Here is a 24106-nt window from a genome sequence, read left to right on the forward strand (position 1 = left end):
CGTTCTACCTCAGCTTCAGGGTGGCAAGGCCGACCAGTACGAGAATCACGGTGATGATCCAGAAACGGACGATCACGCGCGGCTCAGGCCAGCCCTTGAGTTCAAAGTGGTGGTGAATCGGCGCCATGCGGAATACGCGGCGACCGGTCAGCTTGAAAGAAGCAACCTGGATGACCACGGACAGGGTTTCCATCACGAACACGCCGCCCATGATGAACAGGACGATTTCCTGACGGACGATCACCGCGATGGTGCCCAGGGCCGCGCCCAGCGCCAGTGCGCCGACGTCGCCCATGAAGACTTGCGCCGGATAGGTGTTGAACCAGAGAAAGCCCAGGCCCGCACCGATCAAGGCACCGCAGAACACGATCAACTCACCGGCGCCCGGTACGTAAGGGATCAGCAGGTATTCGGCGAATTTCACGTTACCGGACAGGTAGCAGAAGATTCCCAGACCGCCGCCGACCATCACGGTTGGCATGATTGCCAGACCGTCGAGGCCATCCGTCAGGTTGACCGCGTTGCTCGAACCGACGATCACGAAGTACGTCAGGACCACGAAGCCGATGCCCATCGGAATGCTGTAGTCCTTGAGCATCGGCAGGATCAGGGTGGTTTCCACCGGCGTCGCAGCGGTCATATAAAGGAAGATCGCCGCGCCGAGGCCAAACACCGACTGCCAGAAATACTTCCAGCGGCTCGGCAGGCCTTTGGAGTTCTTCTCGATCACCTTGCGATAGTCGTCGACCCAGCCGATAGCGCCGAACAGCAACGTCACCAGCAACACGGTCCAGACATAACGGTTGCTCAGGTCAGCCCACAGCAAGGTACTGACACCGATGGACGACAGAATCAGTGCGCCGCCCATGGTCGGGGTGCCCGACTTGGACAGGTGCGATTGTGGACCGTCGTTGCGAACGGATTGACCGATCTGACGGTTCTGCAAAGTGCGGATCATCCACGGGCCATAGCACAGCGACAAAACCAGCGCGGTCAGCACACCGAGGATCCCGCGCAGGGTCAGGTACTGAAAGACCGCGAAGCCTTTGTAGAACTGTTGCAGATACTCCGCTAGCAGCAGCAGCATTAATGTTTCTCCAGGCTGGACCCGCACAAAGCGGCGACGATGTTTTCCATCGCAGCGCTGCGCGAGCCCTTGATCAAAATGGTGGTGTTGGTGTCTTGCTCGGCGCCCAGGGCCTTGATCAGCTCAGCCTGAGTGCTGAAGTGAAAGGCCTGGGGACCGAAAGCGTTCACGGCGTGAGCCATCAGTGGCCCGACAGCGTACAGCGCGGAAACCTTGCCGCGGGCGTACTCGCCCACATCGCGGTGCCCCTGCTCTGCCCAATCGCCCAGTTCGCCGATATCTCCGAGCACCAGAACGGTGCGGCCGGAAAAGCCGGCGAGTATATCAACGGCGGCGCACATGGAGGTGGGGTTCGCGTTGTAAGTGTCATCGATCACGCGCATGCCATTAGTGGCCAGTTGCGCGACGGTACGACCCTTGACCGGTTGCACGGCGCCAAGGCCGGTGGCGATGCCGAACAGCGACACGCCCAAGGCATGCGCGGCAGCGGCGGCGGCCATGGCATTGGCGACGTTATGGGTGCCGAGCAGGTTCAGTTGAACCCGTTCCACACCTTCAGGACTGTGCAGGTTGAAAGCCGGGCAACCGCGCGCATCGCGATCCAGATCGCTGGCGTAGAAATCGGCGCTGACATTGCTCGAGGCGAACGTCAGGACCTTGCGACCGGCTGCACGGGTCTTCCAGATGTCGAACGCCTTGTCGTCAAGGTTGAGCACGGCGACGCCATCGGCATCCAGCCCTTCAATGATCTCGCCCTTGGCTTCAACGATTTTTTCCTGCCCGCCGAACTCGCCGACGTGGGCGGTCCCGGCGTTGTTGAGCACGGCCACGTGCGGCTTGGTCATACCCACGGTGTAGGCAATTTCGCCCAGACGCGAAGCCCCGAGCTCGATCACCGCGGCGGTGTGTTCCTGCGCGAGTTCGAGCAAAGTCAGCGGCACGCCCAGGTCGTTGTTCAGGTTGCCACGGGTCGCCAGCACCGGACCACGCGTGCGCAGGATGCTGGCGAGCATTTCCTTGACCGTGGTTTTACCGCTGGAACCGGTGATCGCCGCGACAGGGTTGGTAAACGCTGCACGGTTTATCGCACCCAGCTGGCCCAAAGCCTCACGGGTATCTTTGACCAGCAATTGCGGCAGTGCGCTGTCGGCGACTTCACGCTCGACCAACGCAGCCACGGCGCCTTTACTGGCCACGTCGTTCAAATAGTCATGACCGTCGAAACGCGGACCGGTCAGGGCAATAAACAGTTGGCCGGGTTTGATTGCGCGGCTGTCGATGCTGACGCCATCGAACGTGGCATCGGCCGCGATCAATTGTGCATTCAGTGCGCCGGTCAGCTCGCTCAGTTTCAAGGCTTTAAGCATGAGCCACCTCCCACGCGGTCAAGGCGTGATCGGCCTCGACCAGATCGGAGAAAGCGTGACGCTGGCCGTTGATTTCCTGATAGTCCTCGTGACCTTTACCGGCCAGGACAATCACGTCATCCGCCGAAGCACTGGCGATCAACTGGGCAATCGCCTGGCCACGGCCTGCGACGAAAGTGACTTTATCCACAGCGGTGAAGCCGGCGCGGATGTCATCGAAAATGACTGCCGGGTCTTCGGTACGCGGATTGTCATCGGTCACCAGCACGCCGTCGGCCAGACGTTCGACCACTTCCGCCATCAGCGGACGCTTGCCGCGATCACGGTCACCGCCGCAGCCGAACAGGCACAGCAAGCGGCCTTTGGCGTGAGGACGCAGGGCCATCAATACTTTTTCCAGCGCATCCGGGGTGTGGGCGTAATCGACCACCACCAGTGGCTGGGTGCCGCCGCCAAGACGCTGCATGCGACCGGCCGGGCCTTCGAGTTTCGGCAGGACCTTGAGGATTTCGTCCAGCGCGTAGTCCAGGCCGAGCAAGGCGCCGACTGCAGCCAATACGTTGCTCAGGTTGAAGCGACCGAGCAAGGTGCTGCGCAAATGGTGTTCGCCCTGGGGCGTGACCAACGTGGCGCGCACGCCTTCGTCGTCGAATTGCGCGTCACGGCAATAAAGGTAGGCGCTGGTATCTTCCAGGCTATAGGTGATCAAGCGCGACTCACGTTTGTCCGCAGCCAGTTGGCGGCCGAACTCGTCGTCGAGATTGATCACCCGGCACTTCAGATCGTTCCAGGCAAACAGCTTGGCCTTGGCTTCACCGTAGGCCTGCATGGTGCCGTGGTAATCCAGGTGGTCGCGGGACAGATTGGTCATCACCGCCACATCGAACGCCAGCGCAGTCACGCGGCCTTGATCCAGACCGTGGGAAGACACTTCCATGGCAACAGCCTTGGCACCGGCCTTTTTCAGGTCAGCCAGGGTCGCTTGCACGGCGATCGGGTTCGGTGTGGTGTGCAGGCCGCTTTCCAGCGCGCCGTAGAAACCGGTGCCCAGGGTGCCAACGATGCCGCAATGTTGGCCAAGCAAGTCCAGGGCCTGCGCAACCAACTGCGTGACGCTGGTTTTGCCATTGGTGCCGGTTACGCCGACCAGGTTCAGGTGCCGGCTCGGGTCGCCATAAAAGCGACCGGCGATGTCCGACAGCTGCGCCGCCAGGCCTTTGACCGGAATCAGCGGCACGTCAGTGATCGGCAATACGGTAGCGCCTTGGACTTCATAAGCCACGGCAGCAGCGCCGCGCTGCAAGGCATCGGCGATGTGCGCGCGCCCGTCGAACTTGCCGCCAGGAACGGCAAGAAACAAATCGCCAGCCCGCACGTTGCGGCTGTCCAGGGTCAGTTCGCGGATCAACAGATCGCGACCGGCGTGGGCGAAAATCTTGTTCAGGCTCAAAGACATTAGCCGCGCCCTCCATTGGCTTTCAGTGGAACGACCGGTGTGGCGTTAGCGGTTTGTGTCGGTGGCAGGTTATCCGGGGTGATGTTCATCAGGCGCAGCGTCCCCGACATCACTTTGCTGAACACCGGAGCCGAGACCAGACCACCGAAGTAACCGGCCTTGGTCGGTTCATCGATCACCACCACAATCGCGTAACGCGGATCGCTCATCGGGCCGAAACCGGCGAACAGCGAGCGGTAGGAATTCTCGGCGTAGCCTTTGGTGCCGACCGACGTTTTACGCGCGGTACCCGACTTGCCGGCCACGTGATACGCCGGCACTTGCGCACGGAACACACCGCGCGGGGCCTCGATCACTTGTTGCAGCATGGTCTGCATGGTTTTCGCGACAGCTTCCGGCAGCACTTGAGTGGTTTGCGGCGCCTTGTCGGTCTTGATCAGGGTCAGCGGCGCGAGGCGACCGTTGTTGGCCAAGGCCGAGAAAGCGTGAACCAGCTGAATCGCGGTGACGGAAATACCGTAGCCGTAGGACAGCGTGGCGGTTTCAGCCTTGCGCCATTCGCGGTAGTTCGGCAGGTTGCCGACGCGCTCGCCCGGGAAGCCGAGACCCGTGTCCTGGCCGAGGCCGACTTTTTGCGCGAGACGGAAGATGGTTTCGCCGCCGATATCGAACGCGACCTTACTCATACCGACGTTACTGGAATTGATCAGGATGCCGGTCAGATCAAGTACCGGGCCTTCGGACTTGGAGACGTCCTTGATGGTGTACTTACCAATCTGCAAAGTGCCCGGGTACACCTCGACAGTGTCGCTCGGTTTCCAGCGCCCGGTTTCGATCGCGGCACTCATGGAAATGGCTTTCATGGTCGAACCCGGTTCGAACACGTCGATCATGGCGCGGTTGCGCATCATCGCCGGCTGCAGGTTGCGACGGTTGTTCGGGTTGTAGGTCGGCTGGTTGACCATGGCGAGGATCTCGCCGGTCTTCACGTCCATGATCACCAGGCTGCCGGCCTTGGCGCCGTTCTCGATGATCGCGTTGCGCAGCTCGCGGTTGGCCAGATATTGCAGGCGCAAGTCAATGGACAACGCCAAGGGCTTGCCGGCCTTGGCGTTTTTGGTGACCTGGACATCCTTGATAAGTCGGCCACGCCGATCCTTGATGACCTGTCGCTTGCCGGCGACCCCGGCCAGCCATTCGTCGTAGGCCAGTTCGACCCCTTCACGACCGTGGTCATCAATGTCAGTAAAGCCGACCATGTGCGCGGTCACTTCACCCGCCGGGTAGAAGCGCCGAAATTCTTCGATGCCGTAGACGCCCGGCACTTTCAGGTCGAGCACAGACTGGCCCTGCTCGGGGGTCAGTCCGCGCACCAGGTAGATGAATTCTTTATTGGCCTGGGCTTCGAGGCGTTCAGCCAGGGCTTTAGGGTCTTGGCCCAGAGCCGCGGCCAGTGCTGGCCATTTTTCTTTGGCCAGCTGCATTTCCTTGGCGTTCGCCCACAGCGTGGTGACCGGCGTACTCACGGCCAAAGGCTCGCCGTTACGGTCGGTGATCAGACCACGGTGAGCCGGAATCGGAATGTGGCGAACGCTGCGCGCATCGCCCTGGCCTTTAAGGAAGGCACGGTCGACGACTTGCAGGTCGATGATCCGCCAGCAAATAGCCGCGACCATGACGCCGAGCAAGCCCAGCACCAGACGGAAACGCCATGGGAACAGTGCGCCTTCGAGTTTCATCATGGCGCCACCATCTGCACTTCAGCGGCGCCGGGAATGCGCATCTTCAGTTGCTCGGTGGCCAGGACTTCGATACGGCTGTGCGCGGTCCAGGTGCTCTGCTCCAGAATCAACCGGCCCCACTCCGCCTGCGCCTTGTCGCGCACGCTCAACTCGGCATACAGCGAGTTCAGCAACTGACGGTTCCAGTGAGCGCTGTACGACACGCCGATGGCCGACACAAGCACAGCCAGAAACAGCAGCAGCATGAAAAAGCTGCCGCCGGGCAGTGGCTTGGCGAAAAGCTTGCTCACCGCAACTTCTCCGCGACGCGCATGACGGCGCTACGGGAGCGTGGGTTGGCTTTGAGTTCGGCCTCGGAGGCGGACTGCGCTTTGCCATGGATTTTGATGATCGGTTCGAAAGCGACGTGACGGACCGGCAGGTTGCGCGGCAGGTTGTCGGCTTCGCCTTTTACCAGTTTGCGCATGAACAGTTTGACGATGCGGTCTTCCAGCGAGTGGAAGCTGATGACGACCAGGCGGCCGCCGATTTCCAGGCAGTCCAGTGCGGCTTCGAGGCCGGCTTCCAGATCGCCCAGTTCGTTGTTGACGTGAATACGCAGGCCCTGGAACGCACGAGTGGCAGGGTTCTTGCCCTTTTCCCATGCAGGGTTGGCGACTTTCAGGACTTCAGCCAGGTCGGCCGTGCGCTCGAACGGCTTGATGTCGCGGCGCTCGGCCACGGCACGGGCCATGCGGCCGGAGAAACGCTCTTCGCCGTATTCCTTGAATACGCGGGCGATTTCTTCAACCGGTGCGGTGTTGACGAATTCGGCGGCGCTGATCCCGCGCGACGGGTCCATGCGCATGTCCAGCGGGCCATCATTGAGGAAACTGAAGCCGCGCTCAGGGTCGTCGAGCTGTGGCGAAGACACGCCCAGATCGAGCAAAACGCCGCTGACCTTGCCGTGCAGGCCGCGTTCGGCCACTTCCGAACCGAGCTCGGCAAAGCTGCGTTGCACAACGACAAAGCGGCCGTCTTCGGCCGCTAGCGTTTGCCCGGTGGCAATCGCTTGAGGATCTTTGTCGAATCCGAGGACCCGACCGTCGGGACCGAGCTGGCTCAGGATCAACCGACTGTGCCCGCCGCGCCCGAACGTACCGTCCAGATAGCAGCCATCAGGACGTACGGCGAGAGCCTCCACGGCTTCGTCAAGCAGTACGGTGATGTGGTTAAAGCCGCTATCAATAGTCACAGGATCAAATCACGCAGTTCATCAGGCATGGCGCCCGGTTGTTGAATAGCAGCCAGGTCAGCGGCAGAAACCGCATCCCAGGCATCCTCGTCCCACAATTGGAACTTGTTCAGTTGGCCTACCAACATCGCGCGCTTATCCAACTTGGCATATTCACGAAGACGCGGTGGAACCAGAAAACGACCACTGCCATCGAGCTCGAGGTCGACGGCATTACCAATCAGTAAACGTTGCAGGCGGCGGTTCTCTTCGCGAAGCGAAGGCAGTGCGCGCAGTTTGGTTTCGATAATTTCCCACTCATCGAGGGGGTAAACACACAAACACGGATCAACGGCATCAATTGTGACGATCAGCTGACCGGAACTACGCGAAACGAGCTCGTCACGGTACCGGCTCGGCATGGCGAGACGGCCCTTTGCGTCGAGACTGATAGCGTTAGCTCCGCGAAACACGTCAGCGTTTCTCCAAATATTAGCGTTTTACGCTCAAAAAACCCACTTCATGCCACTTTCCGCCACTTGCGCACACTATAGGAATGCGGCCACCGCACCGTCAAGGCGCGGTTTAAAGGAAAAGCCTTACAGAACTGAGATTTAGGAGGGTAAAAGGAGGGGTAACGACAATCTGACGGATGAATTTGCCCGATAACTTGAATCAGCACAGAAGGCTGCGTTCGAAAGTTAAAGTAATTTGTTAAGAGTAAGATTTTTTCGGTATTACGAAAGTGTTCTGGCAACGATTCTGGAAGGAGGGAAAATGCTACTACCAGCGCCCTGCTCAATGATTAAAGCAGGGGGGAGAAAAAAGGTGGAGAGTCGATCTGTAAGCCGGGTTCTGTCTTGAACAGTCATTCGTCTACGATGGCCATCACTGGACATCTTTAGCAACCTACCCGGTCCCAGCGCGGGCCACGCCTTGGGACCCTATTTGGTCTTGCTCCAAGTGGGGTTTACCTAGCCACGAACTGTTGCCAGACGTGCGGTGCGCTCTTACCGCACCTTTTCACCCTTACCGGCGCCGAAGCGCTTAGGCGGTTATTTTCTGTGGCACTTTCCGTAGGCTCACGCCTCCCAGGCATTACCTGGCACTTCGCCCTATGGAGCCCGGACTTTCCTCCCCCCCCTAATTTTCATAGAGGGCAGCGACTGTCCGATCGACTCTCCGCCGCGAAGGTTAACGGCAGAGCGGCCTAAGAACAAGCGCTAAACACCTTTCGCTGCTCCTGTGCGTCGGGTTTTTACTCGCCCTTCTGTTTATCCAGTGCAACCTGATAGAGCACATTCTTGCGCTCACCGGTAATTTGCGCCGTCAATGCCGCCGCACGCTTGAGCGGCATCTCTTCGAGCAACAGGTTAAGGATGCGCATGGCTTCGCTGCTGACCGCATCCTCGGACTCAGGAACCGACCAGCCAGCTACCAACACCACGCACTCGCCGCGCTGCTGATTGCTGTCCGACTCGACGAACTCACGCAACTCAGCCAGTGGCAAACCTTTAAGGGTTTCGAAAGTTTTGGTGATTTCACGGGCCAGCAACGCCGGACGCTCGGGGCCGAATACCAGCTCCATGTCCTGCAGGCACTCAAGGATGCGATGCGGCGCCTCATAGAAAATCAGCGTGCGCGGCTCTTCCTTGACCAGCTCAAGACGAGCGCGGCGACCCACAGCCTTGGCGGGCAGGAAGCCTTCGAAAATAAAACGGTCCGACGGCAGGCCCGCCGCCGACAACGCCGCGATCAATGCGCAGGCGCCCGGGACCGGCACCACATTGATCCCGGCGGCACGGGCCTGACGTACCAGGTGATAACCCGGATCGGAAATCAGCGGCGTGCCAGCATCGGAGATCAGCGCCACATCATCGCCCGCCAGCAATCGCGTTATAAAGCGGCTACCTTCATCTCGCTCATTGTGCTCATGGCAGGCTGCCAGCGGCGTCGGAATGCCGAAATGCTGCATCAAGCGCTGGGAGTGACGGGTGTCTTCGGCGGCGATCAACGCGACGTCGCGCAGGATTTTCAGCGCACGCGCACTGATGTCGTCCAGGTTGCCGATGGGCGTCGCCACCACATAAAGCGAGCCAGCAGCGGAATTCAAAGCACCTGGAGCAGTCAAAGCGCACACCTCATGATCGGTAAAAGGCGCCATTGTAGCGCGTAGCGGCGCTTGCGATCGCCCCGCCCTCCTCGGGTTTTTCAGGCGTTTGTGCAGCGCTGCAACATTTGTACGAGCTAAATTGATCGATTCACGCCAGTAACATCGCGCCCCGGCCAGTGCTTGGGTACAATTCCACGCTAATTTGATCGAGTATCAGGAACACTACATGATCGCTTGCCTGCGGCTGTTCACTGCCCTCTGCCTCGCTGCCTTGCTGGCGGCTTGCGCCAGCTCGCCCTCTTCCAGCCTTGGCGAACTCCCACGGACCCCGGACGCCAGTATCGAGCAACTGCTCGAACAGGCCACTCAAAGCAAGGACCCGGAAAAAGCCGCGCTGCTGCGCCTGAGCGCGGCCGACCTGGCCTATCGTCAGGGCAATGCCGGCCAGTCCGCGCAAATCCTGCAACAGGTGCCGGTGGAACAACTCAAGCCCGGCCAACAAGTCTTCGCCAGCACCCTGGCGGCTGAACTGGCCATGGCGCGCAATCAGCCCAAGGCGGCGTTGACTGCCTTGAGCCATCCGAGCCTGCAACGCCTGAGCGAATTGCCGGTCGAGCAACAGGTTCGCACCGGCACCGTCCATGCTCGCGCCCTTGAGGCCGATGGCCAGACACTGGCAGCTGCAAGGGAGCGCATCTTCATTGCGCCAATGCTCGAAGGTGAAGCGGCCGCTAAAAACCACGAAGCGATCTGGACCCTGATCGCTTCGCTGCCAACCGATCAACTGCAACCCACCACCACCGACGACCTCGGCGGCTGGATGGCGCTGGCACTGGCCGTGAAAACCGCCGGCACCCTGGAACAGCAGCAAGCCGCGATCGACACCTGGCGCGCCCAGAACCCCAAGCACCCGGCCGCCATTCAGTTGCCGCTGCCACTGACCAAGCTCAAGGAACTGGCCAGCCAGCCCCTGAGCAAGATCGCCCTGCTGCTGCCGCAAGACGGCCCGCTGGCCTCGGTCGGCAAAGCACTGCGCGAGGGTTTCATGGCCGCTCACTACCAGGCTCAACAAGCCGGGCAGAAGCCGCCAGCCATCGAGTTCTATGACAGCTCGAAACTGACCTCCCTGGACGAGTTCTACCGCAAGGCGCAGGCCGACGGCGTGCAACTGGTGGTCGGCCCGCTGGAAAAACCACTGGTCAAACAGCTCAGCACTCGCCCGCAACTGCCGATCACCACCCTGGCGCTGAACTACAGCGAAGGCGAACAAGGTCCGGCTCAGCTGTTCCAGTTTGGTCTGGCCGCTGAAGATGAAGCGCGTGAAGTGTCTCGTCGCGCTCGCGCCGACGGCCTGCATCGCGCCGCCATCATGGTGCCGAAAGGCGAATGGGGCGATCGCGTGATGCGAGCCTTCAGCCAGGACTGGCAAGCCAACGGCGGCAGCATCGTTGCGACCGAACGCGTTGACCAACCGGTGCAACTGGCCCAACAGATTGCCGACATGTTCCAGCTGCGTCAGAGCGAAGGTCGCGCCAAGAGCCTGCAAAGCACCGTTGGTTCGCAGGTAGCAGCCCAACCATCGCGCCGTCAGGACATCGAGTTCATCTTCCTGGCCGCGACGCCGCAACAGGCCCAGCAGATCAAACCGACCCTGAATTTCCAGTACGCGGGTGACGTGCCAGTCTACGCCACGTCCCACGTGTTCAGCGCCAGCGGCGACGTGAACCAGTACAACGACATGAACGGCATCCGCTTCTGCGAAACCCCGTGGTTGCTGGACGCCAATGACCCACTGCGCAAACAGGTCACCGCACAATGGCCACAAGCTGCCGGCAGCCTCGGCCGCCTGTACGCAATGGGCGTGGATGCGTATCGCCTGGCGCCGCGACTGGGGCAACTCAAGGCACTGCCGGACAGTCGCATTGAAGGCCAGTCGGGCAGCCTGGGCATGACCCAGAACCAGCGTGTGGTGCGCCAGTTGCCGTGGGCACAGTTCGTCAGCGGTCAGGTTCAACGCCTGCCGGACACCCCGCGCTGATGCCTGACAGGTCACGCCAGCAAAGCGGTAAAGATGCCGAGCGCCATGCGCTCGAGCATCTTCAACAACAGGGTCTGCGCCTGCTGGCGCAGAACTGGTTGTGCAAACGCGGCGAGCTTGATCTGGTCATGCTTGATGGCGATACAGTAGTATTCGTTGAAGTCCGCTACAGAAAAAACACCCAATGGGGTGGAGCGCTCGATAGCATCGATGGGCGCAAACGGCAGAAACTGATTTTCGCCGCGCAGTATTTTCTTCAGCGCGAGTCGCGTTGGGCCAATTCCCCCTGCCGCTTCGACGTGGTTGCCATCGACAGCAACCTCGATCAGTTGAACTGGTTGCAGAATGCCTTCGACAGCTGATCGCGCGCGCCCCGAAGCGGACACCTTTACCCAACACTTTTGCTCTTTGCTTTGCGGGCTGCACATTCATGTGCCGAGTAGCCGCGCTAATTAAGGTCACACAGATGGACATGCAATCCCGAATTCGCCAGCTTTTTCAGGCCAGTATCGATACCAAGCAAATGGCGATGGACGTACTTGCACCGCACATCGAGCAAGCCAGCCAGGTGATGGTCAACGCCCTGCTCAACGAGGGCAAAATGCTTTCCTGCGGCAACGGCGGCTCTGCCGGTGACGCCCAGCACTTTTCGTCCGAGCTGCTCAACCGCTTCGAGCGCGAACGTCCGAGCCTGCCAGCCATTGCGCTGACCACCGACAGCTCGACGATCACCTCGATCGCCAACGATTACAGCTACAACGAAATCTTCTCCAAACAGATCCGCGCCCTCGGTCAGCCGGGTGACGTATTGCTGGCGATTTCCACCAGCGGCAACTCGGCGAACATAATTCAAGCGATCCAGGCCGCACATGATCGCGAAATGATTGTCGTAGCATTGACCGGTCGCGATGGCGGCGGCATGGCGTCGCTGCTATTGCCTGAGGACGTCGAGATTCGCGTACCGGCCAACGTCACCGCACGTATTCAGGAAGTCCACCTGCTGGCGATCCATTGCCTTTGCGATTTGATCGACAGCCAACTGTTCGGGAGTGAAGAATGACCCCTAATCGCCTAGGCCTTCTGGCCTTGACCCTGTGCCTCGGCATCAGCGGCTGCACATCGGTGGTGAACGCCAGCCGTGAAGCGCCGATTGAAGATGACCGCGGTACGCGCACCTTCGGCAGCAAGATCGACGACTCCCTGATCGACACCAAGGTCGGCGTGAACGTCGCCAAGGCCGATCCTGCCCTGGACAATGACTCACACATCGTCGTAACCAGCTTCAACGGTGTCGTGCTGCTCGCCGGACAAACACCGACTGCCGACCTCAAGGCCAAGGCCGAACAGGCCGCCGCCGCGGTCCAGCGCGTGAAGAAGGTGCATAACGAACTGCAAGTGCTGCCGCCTTCCGGCTTCCTTGCCCGTCAGAACGACACTTGGCTGACTTCCAAGATCAAGACCCAGATGCTCACCGACCCGAACATCCCGGGCTCGCGCATCAAGGTCGTCACCGAGAACGGCATCGTTTATTTGCTGGGTCTGCTGACCAAGCAGGAAGCGGCGCAGGCTACCAATCTGGTGCAGAGTGTTTCCGGCGTGCAGAAGATTGTGAAGTTGTTCGAATATATCGACTGACGTCCTTTGTGGGAGCGGGCTTGCTCGCGAAGACGAATTAACATTCAACGATGATGTTGACTGACACTCCGCTTTCGCGAGCAAGCCCGCTCCCACATGGATTGCGCGCACAAAAAAGGCGATCCTTGCGGATCGCCTTTTTTTATTTCACCACTTTCAAACTGGGTCGACCGCTGGGACGCGGCGGTTCGCTGTCGGGTGGCGGAATATCATCATCCGGCTCGATCTCTTCCTCGTCTTCCATAGGCGATTCCAGATCAAACACCATGCCCTGGCCATTCTCCCGGGCGTAAATACCCAGGATCGATGCGATAGGCACGTACAGGGTGTGTGGCACGCCACCGAAGCGCCCTTCGAAGCTGACCGCTTCGTTATCCATGTGCAGATGACGCACGGCAGCCGGTGATACGTTCAGGACAATCTGTCCGTCACTGGCAAAACCCTGAGGCACCTGCACCGACGGATACTCGGAATTGACCAGCATGTGCGGGGTGCAATCGTTATCCACAATCCACTCGTAGAGCGCGCGGACCAGATAAGGTCGACTGGAGTTCATAGCGGCTCCTTAAGCCTTAGCGCATATCGCGTTCGACACCAGACAGACTCGCCTGGAAAGCCTCACGCGCAAACGAGCGCTCCATGTAATCAAGCAGCGGCTTGGCAGGCCGCGGCAGTTCAATACCCAAAATCGGCAAACGCCAGAGTATTGGCAATAGGCAGCAATCCACCAGACTTTGTTCCTCACTGAGGAAAAACGGCTTGTCGGCGAACAGCGGCGACACGCCAGTCAGGCTTTCACGCAACTCTTTGCGAGCCACGACGCGGGCGGCTTCCTTGGTCTTCGAATCCAGGATCAGATCCACCAGACCACACCAGTCACGCTGAATACGATGAATCAGCAGACGGCTATTGGCACGCGCCACAGGATAAACCGGCAGCAAGGGCGGGTGCGGGTAACGCTCATCCAGATATTCCATCACCACGGTCGACTCCCACAACGCCAGGTCACGATCGACCAGGGTGGGCAGACTTCCGTAAGGGTTCACTTCAATCAGTTTAGGCGGCTGGCGACCAGCTTCCACGTAAATGATCTCTGCGCTGACACCCTTCTCTGCAAGTACGATGCGCACTCGGTGGGAATAGTGGTCGGCGGGGTCGGAGTAACAGGCCAACCGATTGGTCACGCCCATGGCGGTCCTCCTCGCTTGTTGAAATTATCGGAAACGGAAAAACGCACACGCCCAGAGGACGCCTCCCGTAACGTCTGGATCACCAGACTCGTTACACCTTCAGAGACGCCCCTGGGCGCGTGCGATTAACAGCAATTGCTTACAGCTTTATCAATGGACGTCTTTCCAGTATTCACGCTTGAGCAAGTAAGCGAATACGAAGAAGAACGCCAGGTACAGCAACACATAGGTACCGATGCGCTGATGCTGCAGCTTCACCGGGTTGGCCGAATAGGCCAGGAAGGTCACCAGATTCTTGACCTTCTCGTCGAACTGCTCTGCGTTCAGCGTGCCGGTCTTCGGCAACACGGTCAGCTGGTCACACGCCTCATGAGTCAGAGCCGTACCGGTCAGCGGATCGTATTGCTTCTTGCCGTCTTCGACGATTTGAATTTGTTTGCAGCCTACCACCTGACGACCCTGCAGGCCGACCAGAACGTTAGGCATCCCGACGTTCGGGAAGACCTTGTTGTTCACGCCCCAGGGACGCGACGGGTCTTCATAGAACGAACGCAGGTAACCGTAGAGCCAGTCAGTACCACGAACGCGAGCGACCAGGGTCAGGTCGGGCGGTGCCGCACCGAACCAGGTCTTGGCGTCTGCCGGCTGCATGCCGATGTTCATGTGGTCGCCAATCTTGGCGCCGGTGAACACCAGCTTCGAGAGCATCAGGTCATGCGGGATGCCCAGGTCATCGGCAACACGCTCGTAGCGCTGGAACTTGGCGCTGTGGCAGCCCATGCAGTAGTTGGCGAACGTACGCGCGCCGTCCTGCATGGCCGCTTTGTCAGAAACGTCGATGTCGACTTTTTCCAGCTCGGGACCACCGTGTTCGGCCGCGAAGGACAGGACAGGCATGGCAGCAAGAATCAGTACAGCAAATAGCTTTTTCATCAGCCAGTCACCCTTTCCGGAACCGGTTTGGTCTTCTCGAGCCTGGTGTAGAACGGCATCAGAATGAAGTAGGCGAAGTACAGGAAGGTACAGACCTGCGACAGCAACGTACGGCCTGGCGTCGGGGCCAGAACACCCAGAATGCCGAGGATCACGAACGAAACGCAGAACACCACCAGCCAGATTTTGCTCAGCCAGCCTTTGTAGCGCATCGACTTGACCGGGCTGCGGTCCAGCCATGGCAGGACGAACAGCACCGCGATGGCCGCACCCATGGCGATAACGCCCAGGAGCTTGTCCGGAACCGCCCGCAAAATCGCGTAGAACGGCGTGAAGTACCAGACCGGAGCAATGTGTTCTGGCGTCTTGAAGGCGTTCGCCACTTCAAAGTTCGGCTTCTCTAGGAAGTAGCCGCCCATTTCCGGGAAGAAGAACACGATCGAGCAGAAGATGAACAGGAACACCACCACGCCGACGATATCTTTCACGGTGTAGTACGGGTGGAAGGCAATGCCGTCCAGCGGTACGCCGTTTTCGTCTTTGTGTTTCTTGATGTCGACGCCGTCCGGGTTGTTCGAGCCGACTTCGTGCAACGCCAGGACGTGCAGCACCACCAGACCGAGAATCACGATCGGCAGGGCCACAACGTGCAGCGCAAAGAAGCGGTTGAGGGTAATCCCGGAAATCAGGTAGTCACCACGAATCCACTGGGTCAGGTCGTTGCCGATGACCGGGATCGCACCGAACAGCGAGATGATCACCTGGGCACCCCAGTAGGACATCTGGCCCCACGGCAGCAGGTAACCCATGAAGGCTTCAGCCATCAGCGCCAGGTAGATCAGCATGCCGAAGACCCACACCAGCTCGCGCGGCTTCTGGTACGAACCGTAGAGCAAGCCACGGAACATGTGCAGATAAACCACGATGAAGAACATCGAAGCGCCGACCGCGTGCAACATACGCAGGATCGAGCCGTACTCGACGTCGCGCATGATGTATTCGACGGAAGCAAACGCTTCTTCCGCCGACGGGGTGTAGCTCATGGTCAGCCAGACACCGGTAACGATCTGGTTGACCAGAACGAGCAGTGCCAGGGAGCCAAAGAAATAGAAGAAGTTGAAGTTCTTCGGGGCGTAGTACTTGCTGAGATGGTCTTCCCACATTTTGGTGGCGGGAAAGCGCGCATCAACCCAATCCATGAACTTGCTCATCACGCTTTCTCCGTATCGACGCCAATGATAATGATGTCATCGGTTTCATAGGAATGCGGGGGCACTGGCAGGTTCAAAGGCGCAGGTTGCGACTTGTAGACGCGGCCAGCCAGATCGTAGTGGGAACCGTGGCATGGGCAGAAATAACCACCTACCCAGTCCTTGCCCAGATCCGCAGGTGCCACTTCTGGGCGGAAGGTCGGCGAGCAACCCAGGTGCGTGCAGATACCGATCAGCAGCAGAACTTCTGGCTTGATCGAACGCGTTTCCGGGTCGACATAGGTCGGTTGTGTCGAGTTCTTGGAGGTCGGGTCAGATAGCTGGCCCTCGATCTTTTTCAGATTCCCCAGGATTTCCTCGGTACGGCGGACAATGAACACCGGCTGACCGCGCCACTCAGCAATCATCTGCTGGCCTGGCTCGATTTTGCTGACATTCACTTTCACCGGTGCACCTGCGGCTTTCGCCTTGGCACTGGGAAACCATGACCCCACGAACGGGACCGCAGCCCCCACCGCTCCTGCAGCACCCACCACGGATGTGGCTGCTACCAAGAAGCGACGCCGGCCTGCATTCACGCCGTCATTGCTCATTCAGTCCTCTCCCATCAGCTTTGTGGCCTGTTAAATCAGGCGTCTACTAAGTAAATCTGTGTACTTATAAAAATTTTGCCGAATGGTAATGAAAAGCCCCAATTCTGACAAGGTAATTACCGAGGGGCTCCACTGCCAAGCCTTGCAGTATAGGGGCTCTGCGGCTGTGGCAAGTTGTCACAGCGCAATTCTTTGATAAATCGCGCCCATAAAAAAACGCCCAGCTTCGCGAGGAAACTGGGCGTTCTTTTTGAACGCGAAAGCGAATTAACGCTTCGAGTACTGCGGACGCTTACGCGCTTTACGCAGACCAACTTTCTTACGTTCAACTTCACGAGCATCGCGAGTAACGAAGCCAGCTTTGCGCAGAGCGCCACGCAGGGTTTCGTCGTACTGCATCAGTGCGCGAGTGATACCGTGGCGGATTGCGCCAGCTTGACCACTTACACCACCGCCGATCACGGTGACGTAGATGTCGAACTTCTCGACAGTCTCAGTCAATTCCAGCGGCTGACGAACTACCATGCGGGCAGTTTCGCGGCCGAAGAAATTATCCAGCGAACGGTTGTTGATGGAGATGTTACCAGTACCCGGACGCAGGAAAACGCGTGCGGTTGCGGTCTTGCGACGGCCAGTGCCGTAATTTTGAGTCGCCGACATAATGAACTATTCCGTTAAAACTTCAGTTCTTGGGGCTGCTGAGCAGTATGAGGGTGTACAGCGCCCGCATAGACTTTCAGCTTACGATACATGTCGCGACCCAGTGGGTTCTTAGGCAGCATGCCTTTGACCGCGGTCTCGATCACGCGCTCAGGGGCTTTAGCGATCAGCTTTTCAAAGTTGATCGACTTGATGCCGCCCGGGAAACCGGAGTGGGAGTAGTAGATTTTGTCGGTGGTTTTAGCACCGGTTACACGAATCTGCTCGGCATTGATAACGACGATGTAATCGCCGGTGTCAACGTGAGGAGTGTACTCAGCTTTATGCTTGCCACGCAGACGGCTCGCGATTTCGGTGGCCAGACGACCCAGGGTCTGACCTGCAGCGTCGACGACAAACCAGTCGCGCTGTACTGTTTCCGGTTTAGCAGTAAAAGTTTTCATTCTTTATAGCCTCAGGGGCCGCCCTGTAAATTAGACGGCGGATCTTACTGAATAGTGCGTACTTTGACAAGTCAAAGGCAGCCGGATACAGACGCTTTCGGGGGCTCGGGTCGGCGCGTCCGTTCAACGGCAAGATTCTTCGGCGGCGGCGCATCACTTCCACTGCAGAAAGAGGTGCGCAATTATGCAGATTGCGAAAAATATTTCAACCTGCTTTTATGATTGTTTTGCCCAAGGAGCACCCGATGGACTATCGCCAGCTAGGCCGAACCAATCTGAACGTGAGTGCCCTCTGCCTCGGAACCATGACCTGGGGCGAGCAAAACACTGAAGCTGAAGCCTTCGCCCAGATCGAACGGGCCAAGGGCGCCGGGATCAATTTCATCGACACCGCCGAAATGTACCCGGTGCCGCCCAAGGCCGAAACCTACGCCACCACCGAACGCTACATCGGCAATTACTTCAAAAGCCGCGGTGATCGCGCCGACTGGATCCTGGCCAGCAAGATCGCCGGCCCCGGCAACACCATCGATTACATCCGCGATAAAAACCTGCGGCACAACCGCCAGCACATCACCGAAGCCGTGGACGCCAGCCTCAAGCGCCTGCAAACCGACTACATCGACCTCTATCAACTGCACTGGCCGGAACGCAGCACCAATTTCTTCGGTCAGCTGGGCTACAAACACCAGACCGAGGCCAATCTGACGCCACTGGAAGACACCCTCGAAGCGTTGGACGAGCAGGTCAAGGCCGGCAAGATTCGCCACATCGGCCTGTCCAACGAAACACCGTGGGGCACCATGCGCTTCCTCGCCCTGGCCGAAGCCCGTGGCTGGCCGCGCGCCGTTTCGATTCAGAATCCGTACAACCTGCTCAACCGCAGCTTCGAAGTCGGCCTGGCGGAAATCGCCATCCGCGAACAATGCGGCCTGCTCGCCTATTCGCCGCTGGCGTTCGGTTTCCTGTCGGGCAAGTACGAAGGTGGTGCGCGTCCGCCGAAAGGTCGCCTGAGCCTCTACAGCCGCTTCAGCCGCTATTTCAACCCACAGTCGGAAGCCGCATGCAGCCGTTACGTGGCGCTGGCTCGTGAACACGGCCTGGACCCGGCACAGATGGCGCTGGCGTTTGTCACCCAGCAGCCGTTCGTGACCAGCAATATCATCGGTGCCACAACCATGGAGCAGTTGGAGAGCAACCTCGCCAGCTTCGAGCTGATACTTTCCGACGAAGTGCTGGAGGGGATTGAGGCGATTCACAAGGATCACCCGAACCCGGCTCCTTGAGCGCCCGATAAAAAAGCCTTCGCGAGCAAGCCCGCTCCCACATTTGGAACGCATTCCCCTGTGGGAGCGGGCTTGCTCGCGAAGGCGTCAGTCCAGTCACCGCAAAATCAAAGCGACCGCGCAATAATCTCCTTCATGATTTCATTGGTCCCCGCATAAATCCGCTGCACCCGCGCATCCGCCCACGCCCGGGCGATCGGGTACTCCCACATGAACCCGTAACCGCCATGCAGCTGCACGCATTCGTCGAGTACCTTGCATTGCAGGTCGGTGCCCCAGTACTTGGCCATCGCTGCCGTCGGCACATCCAGCTTGCCTTGCAGGTGCAACTCCAGGCAGCGATCAACGAAGACCCGGCCGATCTGGATTTCAGTGGCCATCTCCGCCAGCTTGAAGCGCGTGTTCTGGAAGTCGGCAATCGCCTTGCCGAACGCCTTGCGCTCACGGGTGTAATCCAGCGTCCATTTCAACGCAGCTTCAGCCGAAGCCAGTCCGCCGATGGCCACAGTGAGGCGCTCCTGAGGCAATTCCTGCATCAGGTAAGCGAAGCCCATGCCCGCCTGCCCCAGCAGGTTTTCCTTCGGTACCCGTACGTCCTGGAAGAACAGCTCCGAAGTGTCCTGCGCCTTCATGCCGACTTTTTCCAGGCGCTTACCCTTGTCGAAACCCGGGGTGTTGGCCTCGACCAGAAACAGGCTGGTGCCCTTCGCGCCCGCCTTCGGATCCGTCTTGGCCACGACAATCACCAGATCAGCCAGATAGCCGTTGGTGATGAACGTCTTGGACCCGTTGATCACGTACTCGTCGCCATCCAGCACGGCGGTGGTTTTCACCCCTTGCAGGTCAGAACCGGCACCCGGCTCGGTCATGGCAATGGCCGTTACCATCTCGCCGGACACCAGTTTCGGCAGGTATTTATGCTTCAGCGCTTCACTGCCGTAATGCAGGATGTACGGCGCCACAATGTCCGAATGCAGAGAAAAACCGATCCCGGTGAGACCCAGTCGCCCCACCTCTTCGATCACCACTGCGCTGTAGAGAAAGTCCGCCCCCAGCCCGCCGTATTCCTCCGGCAGATGCGAACAGAGCATCCCCGCCTCCCCTGCCTTGTTCCAGAGTTTACGGTCGATGTAGCCTTGTTTCTCCCATTGCCCATGAAACGGCACGGCCTCTTTTTCGAGGAACGTTCGCACGCTGTCGCGAAACAATTCGTGCTCGGAACTGAACAAGGTTCTGGGGATCATGCGGCACCTGTCGTTAATTGTTGGAAGGAGTTGACCTTCAGAGACTAAGCCTCGCATCCGATACAGGACACTGGACACATCAGACAAAAAATAAGACGATCCAGCCGTCTGGTGACCACTTTCCCCTATAAGAATAAAGTTGAATTATGTCTAACCAAGTCTCCACGCCCTTGCGGCGCGTCAGCATCCTGGCTATCGACCGGGTTTTCGCTTCCACCCTCATGCAAGCCAAGGATTTCTTCCACCTGGCCAGCCTGCGTTATGGCAAACAACTGGGTCAGGGCCTGACTCCGGCGTTCGAAACCCGGCTGGTCAGCCCCGACGGCAAACCGGTGAACAGCTTCAGCGATGTGATCATGCCGGTGGACGGCGGCCTCGAAAATGCCGACGTCATCATCCTCCCGGCCTTCTGGGACGATTTCGATACGCTGTGCCAACGTTATCCACAGGTGCTGCCGTGGCTGCGTCAGCAACACGCTCGCGGCGCGGTGCTTTGCGGCGAGGCGACCGGGGTGTTCTGGCTCGCCGAAGCCGGTCTGCTCAATGGCAAGGAAGCGACCACGTACTGGCGCTTCTTCAATGCCTTTGCCGAACGCTTCCCACAGGTTCAGCTCAATCAGGACAAGCACCTGACCGACGCCGACAACCTGTACTGCGCAGGCGGCACGACGTCGGCGTGTGATCTTTACATCTACCTGATCGAACGCTTCTGCGGCGCCAACGTATCGCAAGCGGTGGCGCGAGACATTCTCTACGAAGTGCAGCGTAGCTACTCACCAGGACGCATCGGATTCGGCGGCCAGAAGTTGCACCAGGACGTGATCATCCTGCAGATCCAGCACTGGCTCGAAGAACACTTCGCCGACAAATTCCGCTTCGAAGACGTCGCCCGCGAACACGGCATGAGCATCCGCAACTTCATGCGCCGCTTTCAGACTGCCACCGGTGACAAGCCGCTGCATTACCTGCAACGCTTGCGCATCGAGACGGCCAAGGGTTTGTTGTCGGGTAGCCGCAAGAGCATCAAGACCATCAGTTATGAAGTCGGCTACGACGATGCGAGCTTCTTCGCGCGGCTGTTCCGCCAGCACACCGAGTTGTCGCCGAACCAGTATCGGCAGCAGTTTCAGCAAGCTGCTTAAGGGCAGGACACAAATCCAATGTGGGAGCGGGCTTGCTCGCGAATACGGACTGACATTCAACATTGTCGTCGACTGACAGACCGCTTTCGCGAGCAAGCCCGCTCCCACATGGTATGTGGTGAATGAGAAGATTTGGGCATAAAAAAAGGGCCTGCATTTGCAGGCCCTTTTTCATTTTCCGAATAGTCCTACGGCTTATGCGCCCGGGACAAAAATTCGTGCGACTGCATTTCCAGCAGACGGCTAAGCGTGCGCTGGAACTCGAAGTTCAAACGACCGCCGGTGTAGAGGTCTTTGAGCTCGACTTCAGCCGAGATGATCAGCTTGACGTTACGGTCGTAGAACTCGTCGACCATGTTGATAAAGCGTCGGGCGATGTCGTCGGTGGTGACGCTCATCTGCTCGACACCGCTGAGCAACACGGCGTGGAAGATCTTGCCCAGTTCGATGTAATCGTTCTGGCTACGCGGGCCGTCGCACAGTTCGCGGAAGTCGAACCAGGCCACGTCATCGCAGGTACGCAGCGCGCGAATCTCACGATTCTCGATCATCAGCACGTCATTCTCGATGGCAGCCGTGCATTCCGGGGTCAGGGCGCGGAAGCTCTTGCGCAGGCTTTCATGCGCGGCTTCGTCCAGCGGGAAGTGGAACAGCTCGGCTTGCTCAAGGTGACGCAGACGATAATCGACGCCGCTGTCGACGTTGACGATGTCAGTGTTCTGCTTGATCAGCGCAATCGCCGGCAAGAAGCGCGCACGCTGCAGGCCGTCCTTGTACAGACCGTCCGGCACGATGTTCGAAGTCGCGACCAGGGTCACGCCGTTCTTGAACAGTTCTTCCATCAGCGTGCCGAGGATCATCGCGTCGGTAATGTCGGACACGAAGAACTCATCGAAACAGATCACCCGGGCTTCGTCGGAGAAGCGCTTGGCGATGATGGTCAGCGGGTTCTTCTCGCCACCGAGGGTCTTCATTTCTTCGTGCACGCGCTTCATGAAGCGGTGGAAGTGAGTGCGGACCTTTTCCTTGAACGGCAGCGCTTCGAAGAAGGTGTCGACCAGGTAAGTCTTGCCACGGCCCACGCCGCCCCAGAAATACAGACCCTTGACCGGTGCCTGTTCTTTCTTGCCAAACAGTTTGCCGAGCAGGCCCGGCTTGTTGTTCGACGCCGCGACCAGATCGTCGTACAGGCGCTGCAAATGGCGCACCGCAGTTTCCTGCGAGGCGTCATGGAAGAATTCCGGGCGTTTCAGATCAGCTTGATATCGTTCTAGGGGCGTCATAATTCGTTAGCAAGGCAACAAAAACGGGCCGTCACTGTAGCGACGGCCCGTGGGAATGGCAATCGGCCCTTGGTCGGACCGAGCCGTTGATTTATTCCTGAACCGGCGTCATCGCAACCCGCAGGGCGTCGATGGCCACGTCGCGAGAGGCGTTATCAGCAAAAGTTGGGCTGTCGCCCACGCATTCGCCTTCCAGCCAGACGCTGAAGCTGCGGTCTTCACTGCGCACATCCAATGGCTGGCCCGATTGCAGTTGCTTGGTCACCTGGCCTGCGGTTTTGCCGTCGGCGAAGTTGCGCGACAGCAGCAGTTGCTCGCCATCGGCCGCCAGCAGACGGAAGCGGAAACTGCTGTCTTCTTCGCGAAAGCTGACAAAACGCGCGGCTTTCGCGGCTTTCTTCTTGGTCGTTGCAGCGACTTGGGTCTGAGCGACGAAAGAACGCAAGCCGACCGCTTCACGCAGTTCGTGGAGGAACGGCGTGGCGACCGAACGGGCCTTTTTGGCGCCGATCTGCAGGATGTCTTCCAGGTCGGCCGGGCGCTCGATCAGTTGGTGATAACGCTCGCGGGATTCGCCCAGCTCGCTGTCCAGCAACTGGAACAGACGATTCTTTGCCTCACCCCAACCCAGACCTTGCAACAATTCGCTGCGGAATTCGTCGGACTGTGCCGGCGTGGCGAACGCCTGGAACAAGGTGAACAGGTGCGAGTTGTCCGGATCCTTGGCTTCGCCCGGCGCGCGGGAGTCAGTGACGATCCGCGAGATCGCGTCCTTCATTTCCTTGGCGCTGCTGAACAACGGAATGGTGTTGTCGTAGCTCTTCGACATCTTGCGACCGTCGAGGCCTGGCAACGTCGCGACGCTTTCTTCGATCAGCGCCTCGGGCATGGTGAAGAATTCTTTGCCCTGACCGAACAGATGGTTGAAGCGCTGGCCGATGTCACGGGCCATTTCCACGTGCTGGATCTGGTCACGACCGACCGGCACCTTGTGAGCGTTGAACATCAGAATGTCGGCAGCCATCAGCACCGGGTAGCTGTACAAGCCCATGGTGATGCCGGCATCCGGGTCTTCGCCGGTTTCGACGTTCTTGTCCACCGATGCCTTATAGGCGTGAGCGCGGTTGAGCAGGCCTTTGGCGGCGACGCAGGTCAGCAGCCAGGTCAGCTCGGGGATTTCCGGGATGTCGGACTGGCGATAAAAAGTCACGCGGTCCACATCCAGGCCACCGGCCAGCCAGGTCGCGGCGATTTCCAGACGCGAGCGCTGGATGCGCAGCGGGTCATCGCATTTGATCAGGGCGTGGTAGTCGGCCAGGAAGTAGAACGAATCGGCATTGCTGTCACGGCTGGCCAGGATCGCCGGGCGGATGGCACCGGCGTAGTTGCCCAGGTGCGGCGTGCCGGTAGTGGTGATGCCGGTGAGGATACGGGTACGAGTCGTCATGGGTAATCGCTTGTCAGACTGCA

Annotated in this window: 24 protein-coding genes and 1 other RNA gene; 6 read left to right on the forward strand and 19 right to left on the reverse strand. The window is 59.2% G+C overall.

Annotated elements, in window-relative coordinates:
* Window positions 1-4: 4 nt before the first annotated feature.
* The 9 genes from mraY to rsmI form a co-directional block, all read right to left on the reverse strand.
* Window positions 5-1087, reverse strand: a complete 1083-nt coding sequence (gene mraY, locus ACA072_RS23950; protein ID WP_497621032.1) for a phospho-N-acetylmuramoyl-pentapeptide-transferase — start codon at window positions 1085-1087, stop codon at window positions 5-7.
* Window positions 1087-2454, reverse strand: coding sequence for a UDP-N-acetylmuramoyl-tripeptide--D-alanyl-D-alanine ligase (locus tag ACA072_RS23955; protein ID WP_497621034.1), 1368 nt, complete (start codon window positions 2452-2454; stop codon window positions 1087-1089). The genes mraY and ACA072_RS23955 overlap by 1 nt, the downstream gene beginning before the upstream one ends.
* Window positions 2447-3910 (reverse strand): UDP-N-acetylmuramoyl-L-alanyl-D-glutamate--2,6-diaminopimelate ligase, encoded by a 1464-nt coding sequence (locus ACA072_RS23960; protein WP_497621036.1) that lies wholly within the window; start codon window positions 3908-3910, stop codon window positions 2447-2449. The genes ACA072_RS23955 and ACA072_RS23960 overlap by 8 nt, the downstream gene beginning before the upstream one ends.
* On the reverse strand, window positions 3910-5649 hold the full coding sequence (locus tag ACA072_RS23965) for a peptidoglycan D,D-transpeptidase FtsI family protein (RefSeq protein WP_497625039.1): 1740 nt from the start codon (window positions 5647-5649) through the stop codon (window positions 3910-3912). The genes ACA072_RS23960 and ACA072_RS23965 overlap by 1 nt, the downstream gene beginning before the upstream one ends.
* On the reverse strand, window positions 5649-5942 hold the full coding sequence (gene ftsL, locus ACA072_RS23970; protein WP_438657758.1) for a cell division protein FtsL: 294 nt from the start codon (window positions 5940-5942) through the stop codon (window positions 5649-5651). Before ftsL ends, ACA072_RS23965 begins: the two co-directional genes overlap by 1 nt.
* Window positions 5939-6886 carry a 16S rRNA (cytosine(1402)-N(4))-methyltransferase RsmH gene (rsmH, locus tag ACA072_RS23975; RefSeq protein ID WP_010458133.1) on the reverse strand — a complete coding sequence of 316 codons (948 nt, stop codon included), beginning with the start codon at window positions 6884-6886 and terminating at the stop codon, window positions 5939-5941. The genes ftsL and rsmH overlap by 4 nt, the downstream gene beginning before the upstream one ends.
* Window positions 6883-7338 carry a division/cell wall cluster transcriptional repressor MraZ gene (mraZ, locus tag ACA072_RS23980; RefSeq protein WP_008147486.1) on the reverse strand — a complete coding sequence of 152 codons (456 nt, stop codon included), beginning with the start codon at window positions 7336-7338 and terminating at the stop codon, window positions 6883-6885. The genes rsmH and mraZ overlap by 4 nt, the downstream gene beginning before the upstream one ends.
* Before the next feature lie 355 nt (window positions 7339-7693).
* An RNA gene (rnpB, locus tag ACA072_RS23985) (RNase P RNA component class A) lies at window positions 7694-8047 on the reverse strand.
* Window positions 8048-8123: 76 nt separating this feature from the next.
* Window positions 8124-9029 (reverse strand): 16S rRNA (cytidine(1402)-2'-O)-methyltransferase, encoded by a 906-nt coding sequence (rsmI, locus tag ACA072_RS23990; protein ID WP_497621038.1) that lies wholly within the window; start codon window positions 9027-9029, stop codon window positions 8124-8126.
* A 175-nt stretch (window positions 9030-9204) separates the two neighbouring features.
* On the opposite strand from rsmI, the gene ACA072_RS23995 reads away from it, so the two are divergent.
* The 4 genes from ACA072_RS23995 (at window position 9205) to ACA072_RS24010 (ending at window position 12651) form a co-directional block, all read left to right on the forward strand.
* On the forward strand, window positions 9205-11016 hold the full coding sequence (locus ACA072_RS23995; RefSeq protein WP_497621040.1) for a penicillin-binding protein activator: 1812 nt from the start codon (window positions 9205-9207) through the stop codon (window positions 11014-11016).
* A complete protein-coding gene (locus ACA072_RS24000; protein WP_007904371.1) occupies window positions 11016-11378 on the forward strand; it encodes a YraN family protein in 363 nt (120 codons plus the stop codon). Before ACA072_RS23995 ends, ACA072_RS24000 begins: the two co-directional genes overlap by 1 nt.
* A 104-nt stretch (window positions 11379-11482) precedes the next feature.
* Window positions 11483-12076 (forward strand): phosphoheptose isomerase, encoded by a 594-nt coding sequence (locus tag ACA072_RS24005; RefSeq protein WP_008025961.1) that lies wholly within the window; start codon window positions 11483-11485, stop codon window positions 12074-12076.
* Window positions 12073-12651 carry a BON domain-containing protein gene (locus tag ACA072_RS24010; RefSeq protein WP_462028635.1) on the forward strand — a complete coding sequence of 193 codons (579 nt, stop codon included), beginning with the start codon at window positions 12073-12075 and terminating at the stop codon, window positions 12649-12651. Before ACA072_RS24005 ends, ACA072_RS24010 begins: the two co-directional genes overlap by 4 nt.
* A 142-nt stretch (window positions 12652-12793) precedes the next feature.
* On the opposite strand, the gene ACA072_RS24015 is transcribed toward ACA072_RS24010, so the two are convergent.
* The 7 genes from ACA072_RS24015 to rplM form a co-directional block, all read right to left on the reverse strand.
* Window positions 12794-13207 (reverse strand): ClpXP protease specificity-enhancing factor, encoded by a 414-nt coding sequence (locus ACA072_RS24015; protein WP_008155980.1) that lies wholly within the window; start codon window positions 13205-13207, stop codon window positions 12794-12796.
* Between the two features lie 16 nt (window positions 13208-13223).
* The gene (locus ACA072_RS24020) at window positions 13224-13841 is read right to left on the reverse strand and encodes a glutathione S-transferase N-terminal domain-containing protein (protein ID WP_027922678.1); all 618 of its coding nucleotides are present in this window, start codon (window positions 13839-13841) and stop codon (window positions 13224-13226) included.
* Between the two features lie 150 nt (window positions 13842-13991).
* Window positions 13992-14774, reverse strand: coding sequence for a cytochrome c1 (locus ACA072_RS24025; RefSeq protein ID WP_497330772.1), 783 nt, complete (start codon window positions 14772-14774; stop codon window positions 13992-13994).
* Window positions 14774-15985, reverse strand: a complete 1212-nt coding sequence (locus tag ACA072_RS24030; protein ID WP_083375773.1) for a cytochrome b — start codon at window positions 15983-15985, stop codon at window positions 14774-14776. The genes ACA072_RS24025 and ACA072_RS24030 overlap by 1 nt, the downstream gene beginning before the upstream one ends.
* On the reverse strand, window positions 15985-16578 hold the full coding sequence (gene petA, locus ACA072_RS24035; RefSeq protein WP_497621045.1) for a ubiquinol-cytochrome c reductase iron-sulfur subunit: 594 nt from the start codon (window positions 16576-16578) through the stop codon (window positions 15985-15987). The genes ACA072_RS24030 and petA overlap by 1 nt, the downstream gene beginning before the upstream one ends.
* Window positions 16579-16845: 267 nt before the next feature.
* Window positions 16846-17238, reverse strand: coding sequence for a 30S ribosomal protein S9 (gene rpsI, locus ACA072_RS24040; RefSeq protein WP_002555064.1), 393 nt, complete (start codon window positions 17236-17238; stop codon window positions 16846-16848).
* Window positions 17239-17252: 14 nt separating this feature from the next.
* On the reverse strand, window positions 17253-17681 hold the full coding sequence (gene rplM / locus ACA072_RS24045; RefSeq protein ID WP_007905295.1) for a 50S ribosomal protein L13: 429 nt from the start codon (window positions 17679-17681) through the stop codon (window positions 17253-17255).
* Window positions 17682-17926: 245 nt separating this feature from the next.
* Between rplM and ACA072_RS24050 the strand changes: the two genes are divergently transcribed.
* Entirely contained in the window at window positions 17927-18967 is a 1041-nt protein-coding gene (locus ACA072_RS24050; RefSeq protein ID WP_497621047.1) for an NADP(H)-dependent aldo-keto reductase, read from the forward strand.
* Window positions 18968-19074: 107 nt separating this feature from the next.
* On the opposite strand, the gene ACA072_RS24055 is transcribed toward ACA072_RS24050, so the two are convergent.
* Window positions 19075-20211 carry an acyl-CoA dehydrogenase family protein gene (locus tag ACA072_RS24055; protein WP_461976673.1) on the reverse strand — a complete coding sequence of 379 codons (1137 nt, stop codon included), beginning with the start codon at window positions 20209-20211 and terminating at the stop codon, window positions 19075-19077.
* A 245-nt stretch (window positions 20212-20456) separates the two neighbouring features.
* Between ACA072_RS24055 and ACA072_RS24060 the strand changes: the two genes are divergently transcribed.
* A complete protein-coding gene (locus ACA072_RS24060) occupies window positions 20457-21353 on the forward strand; it encodes a GlxA family transcriptional regulator (protein WP_178082360.1) in 897 nt (298 codons plus the stop codon).
* Between the two features lie 188 nt (window positions 21354-21541).
* On the opposite strand, the gene zapE is transcribed toward ACA072_RS24060, so the two are convergent.
* Window positions 21542-22636: a cell division protein ZapE gene (zapE, locus tag ACA072_RS24065; protein WP_131059449.1), complete on the reverse strand. Its 1095-nt coding sequence runs from the start codon at window positions 22634-22636 to the stop codon at window positions 21542-21544.
* 91 nt (window positions 22637-22727) lie between these two features.
* Window positions 22728-24083 (reverse strand): tryptophan--tRNA ligase, encoded by a 1356-nt coding sequence (locus ACA072_RS24070; protein WP_497621050.1) that lies wholly within the window; start codon window positions 24081-24083, stop codon window positions 22728-22730.
* Window positions 24084-24106 lie beyond the last annotated feature (23 nt).

It is taken from the genome of Pseudomonas sp. LBUM1656 (genome assembly GCF_059716065.1).

What these genes read in the sequence shown, in the direction of transcription:
- petA (WP_497621045.1), bottom strand. Translation starts at nt 16,578, where the DNA reads ATGAGCAATGACGGCGTGAATGCAGGCCGGCGTCGCTTCTTGGTAGCA.
- ACA072_RS24055 (WP_461976673.1), bottom strand. Translation starts at nt 20,211, where the DNA reads ATGATCCCCAGAACCTTGTTCAGTTCCGAGCACGAATTGTTTCGCGAC.
- ACA072_RS24030 (WP_083375773.1), bottom strand. Translation starts at nt 15,985, where the DNA reads ATGAGCAAGTTCATGGATTGGGTTGATGCGCGCTTTCCCGCCACCAAA.
- ACA072_RS24010 (WP_462028635.1), top strand. Translation starts at nt 12,073, where the DNA reads ATGACCCCTAATCGCCTAGGCCTTCTGGCCTTGACCCTGTGCCTCGGC.
- ACA072_RS23955 (WP_497621034.1), bottom strand. Translation starts at nt 2,454, where the DNA reads ATGCTTAAAGCCTTGAAACTGAGCGAGCTGACCGGCGCACTGAATGCA.
- ACA072_RS23965 (WP_497625039.1), bottom strand. Translation starts at nt 5,649, where the DNA reads ATGAAACTCGAAGGCGCACTGTTCCCATGGCGTTTCCGTCTGGTGCTG.
- ACA072_RS24005 (WP_008025961.1), top strand. Translation starts at nt 11,483, where the DNA reads ATGGACATGCAATCCCGAATTCGCCAGCTTTTTCAGGCCAGTATCGAT.
- mraY (WP_497621032.1), bottom strand. Translation starts at nt 1,087, where the DNA reads ATGCTGCTGCTGCTAGCGGAGTATCTGCAACAGTTCTACAAAGGCTTC.
- ACA072_RS24020 (WP_027922678.1), bottom strand. Translation starts at nt 13,841, where the DNA reads ATGGGCGTGACCAATCGGTTGGCCTGTTACTCCGACCCCGCCGACCAC.
- ACA072_RS24050 (WP_497621047.1), top strand. Translation starts at nt 17,927, where the DNA reads ATGGACTATCGCCAGCTAGGCCGAACCAATCTGAACGTGAGTGCCCTC.
- ACA072_RS24015 (WP_008155980.1), bottom strand. Translation starts at nt 13,207, where the DNA reads ATGAACTCCAGTCGACCTTATCTGGTCCGCGCGCTCTACGAGTGGATT.
- rplM (WP_007905295.1), bottom strand. Translation starts at nt 17,681, where the DNA reads ATGAAAACTTTTACTGCTAAACCGGAAACAGTACAGCGCGACTGGTTT.
- zapE (WP_131059449.1), bottom strand. Translation starts at nt 22,636, where the DNA reads ATGACGCCCCTAGAACGATATCAAGCTGATCTGAAACGCCCGGAATTC.
- ACA072_RS24025 (WP_497330772.1), bottom strand. Translation starts at nt 14,774, where the DNA reads ATGAAAAAGCTATTTGCTGTACTGATTCTTGCTGCCATGCCTGTCCTG.
- ACA072_RS24000 (WP_007904371.1), top strand. Translation starts at nt 11,016, where the DNA reads ATGCCTGACAGGTCACGCCAGCAAAGCGGTAAAGATGCCGAGCGCCAT.
- ACA072_RS23995 (WP_497621040.1), top strand. Translation starts at nt 9,205, where the DNA reads ATGATCGCTTGCCTGCGGCTGTTCACTGCCCTCTGCCTCGCTGCCTTG.
- rsmI (WP_497621038.1), bottom strand. Translation starts at nt 9,029, where the DNA reads ATGGCGCCTTTTACCGATCATGAGGTGTGCGCTTTGACTGCTCCAGGT.
- rpsI (WP_002555064.1), bottom strand. Translation starts at nt 17,238, where the DNA reads ATGTCGGCGACTCAAAATTACGGCACTGGCCGTCGCAAGACCGCAACC.
- ACA072_RS24070 (WP_497621050.1), bottom strand. Translation starts at nt 24,083, where the DNA reads ATGACGACTCGTACCCGTATCCTCACCGGCATCACCACTACCGGCACG.
- ACA072_RS23960 (WP_497621036.1), bottom strand. Translation starts at nt 3,910, where the DNA reads ATGTCTTTGAGCCTGAACAAGATTTTCGCCCACGCCGGTCGCGATCTG.